This is a genomic window from Curtobacterium sp. MCBA15_013 (genome assembly GCF_001865095.1).
Lineage (GTDB): Bacteria > Actinomycetota > Actinomycetes > Actinomycetales > Microbacteriaceae > Curtobacterium.
In genome coordinates this window covers 1,732-4,201 of record NZ_MJGQ01000017.1, presented here as the reverse complement: position 1 = coordinate 4,201, position 2,470 = coordinate 1,732, and the positions used below count along the sequence as shown (strand labels likewise).

Annotated in this window: 3 protein-coding genes; all 3 read left to right on the top strand. The window is 67.2% G+C overall.

The annotated features are described in order from the left end of the window. Positions 1-237: putative PEP-binding protein (locus BIV01_RS11505; protein WP_302847423.1), on the top strand; the 237-nt coding region annotated here is incomplete at its 5' end. Positions 238-302: 65 nt separating this feature from the next. Further along, complete coding sequence (locus tag BIV01_RS11500) at positions 303-1,859, top strand: PTS mannitol transporter subunit IICB (RefSeq protein ID WP_071294736.1); 1,557 nt, start codon at positions 303-305, stop codon at positions 1,857-1,859. Between the two features lie 85 nt (positions 1,860-1,944). Then, complete coding sequence (locus BIV01_RS11495) at positions 1,945-2,382, top strand: PTS sugar transporter subunit IIA (RefSeq protein WP_022907882.1); 438 nt, start codon at positions 1,945-1,947, stop codon at positions 2,380-2,382. Positions 2,383-2,470 lie beyond the last annotated feature (88 nt).

Below are 2,470 nucleotides of genomic sequence, written 5' to 3'. Positions count from 1 at the left end.
GACGCCGGCAAGCCCGTCGGCATCTGCGGTGAGGCAGCGGCCGACCCGCTGCTCGCCGTCGTGCTCGTCGGTCTCGGCGCCACGACCCTCTCCATGACCCCCGCGGCCCTGGCCGACGTGCGCGCCGAACTCGGCAAGCACACCCTCGACCAGGCCCGCGAGATGGCCCAGGCGGCACTCGCCGCGAGCACGGCGGCGGCCGCCAAGTCCGCCGCGGCCGCGACGCACGCCGCCTGATCCGACCCCCCAGCACCACCTCCCCTCCACACGCAGCAGCAGCACCTCACAGAAAGTCACCGCACATGACAACGTCGTCCGTTGCAGCGCCCGACGCTCCCGCGAAGTCGCGGGGCGGCGCACGCGTCGCCGTTCAGAAGTTCGGCACGTTCCTCTCCGGCATGGTCATGCCCAACATCGCGATCTTCATCGCGTGGGGCATCATCACCGCCTTCTTCATCGAGACCGGTTGGACGCCCGTGGGCATCCTCGGCGGCTTCGGTGAGACGGGCGGCGTCGCGAACGTCGGCCTCGTCGGCCCGATCCTGACCTACCTCATCCCGCTCGCGATCGCGATCCAGGGTGGCCGGATGGTCTACGAGACCCGTGGTGCGGTGGTCGGTTCGATCATGACCATGGGTGTCATCATCGGCGCCAACGGCACGACGATGATCCTCGGCGCGATGATCTGCGGGCCGCTCGGCGCGTACCTCATCAAGCAGATCGACAAGCTCTGGGACGGCAAGATCAAGCCGGGCTTCGAGATGCTCGTGAACAACTACGCGGCCGGCATCCTCGGCTTCGGGTTGGCCATGGCCGGGTTCTTCTGGCTCGCGCCGCTGTTCAAGCTCATCGCCGAGGGCCTCGGCGACGCGGTGAACTTCCTCGTCCAGCACTCGCTGCTCCCGCTCGCCAGCGTGATCATCGAGCCGGCCAAGGTGTTCTTCCTCAACAACGCCATCAACCACGGTGTGCTCGACCAGCTCGGCGCGCAGCAGGTCCAGGAGTCCGGCAAGAGCATCCTCTTCCTGCTCGAGGCGAACCCCGGCCCGGGTCTCGGCATCCTGCTCGCCTTCACCTTCTTCGGTGTCGGCATCGCCCGCTCGACCGCTCCCGGCGCGATCATCATCCAGTTCCTCGGCGGCATCCACGAGATCTACTTCCCGTACGTGCTGCAGAAGCCGGTCCTGTTCATCGCCGTCATCCTCGGTGGTGCCACGGGCGTCGCGACCAACGTCGCATTCCACTCCGGTCTCGTCGCCCCGGCGTCGCCCGGGTCGATCTTCGCGGTGCTCGGTGCGACGGCGAAGGACAGCTTCCTCGGCGTCATCCTCTCGGTCATCCTGTCCGCAGCGGTGTCGTTCGCGGTCGCGTCGTTCTTCCTCATCGCGACCCGCAAGCGTGACCTCGCGAACGGTGGCGGCGACATGAGCGCCGCGATGGCGAAGCTCCAGGCGAACAAGGGCCGCGACGTCAACGCCGCGACCTCGGGCCTGCTCGGCAACAACTCCCCGGCGAACGAGGAGGAGGCCGAAGCCTCGCTCGGTGGCGTCGGTTCGGCGACCACCGCGACCGCCACCCGCGTCCAGAACCTCGTGTTCGCCTGCGACGCCGGCATGGGCTCCAGCGCGATGGGCGCCAGCGTCCTCCGCAACAAGATCAAGAAGGCGGGCATCGAAGGGGTCACGGTCTCCAACAAGGCGATCGCGAACCTCTCCGGTGACGAGGACCTGATCATCACGCAGGAGGAGCTGACGGAGCGCGCGAAGCAGAAGAACCCGAACGCACAGCACGTGTCGGTCGGCAACTTCATGAACGCGCCGCAGTACGACCAGGTCGTCGAACAGCTCAAGAACCAGTAACGAAGTGCAGTATCGGAGGGGACGGGCCACGGCTCGTCCCCTCCACACGTCCACGACGCCACGTCACGAAGCAAGGAGAACCCCGATGCCCGTCCTGCAGGAGAGCCAGATCCGGATCCACACCGAGGACACCGCACCGACCAAGTCGGAGGCGATGAAGGAGGCTGCCGAGATCCTCGAGGCTGCAGGCGCGGTCACGGCGGACTACTACCCGGCGATGCTCGAGCGCGAGAAGAGCGTCTCGACCTACATGGGGAACTTCCTCGCCATCCCGCACGGCACGAACGACGCGAAGGACGCCATCAAGTCCTCGGCGCTGTCGTTCATCCGCTACGCGACCCCGATCGACTGGGACGGCAACCCCGTCCGCTTCGTCGTCGGCATCGCCGGCGTCAACAACGAGCACCTCGACATCCTGTCCAAGATCGCGATCGTGTTCAGCGACGAGGACGAGGTCCAGAAGCTGACCGACGCACCGGACACCGCCGCGATCCTGTCGATCCTCGGTGAGGTCAACGAGTGAGCACCCCCACCGCCGTCCACTTCGGCGCGGGCAACATCGGCCGCGGCTTCGTCGGACTGCTCCTGCACGAGGCCGGCTACGAGGTCGT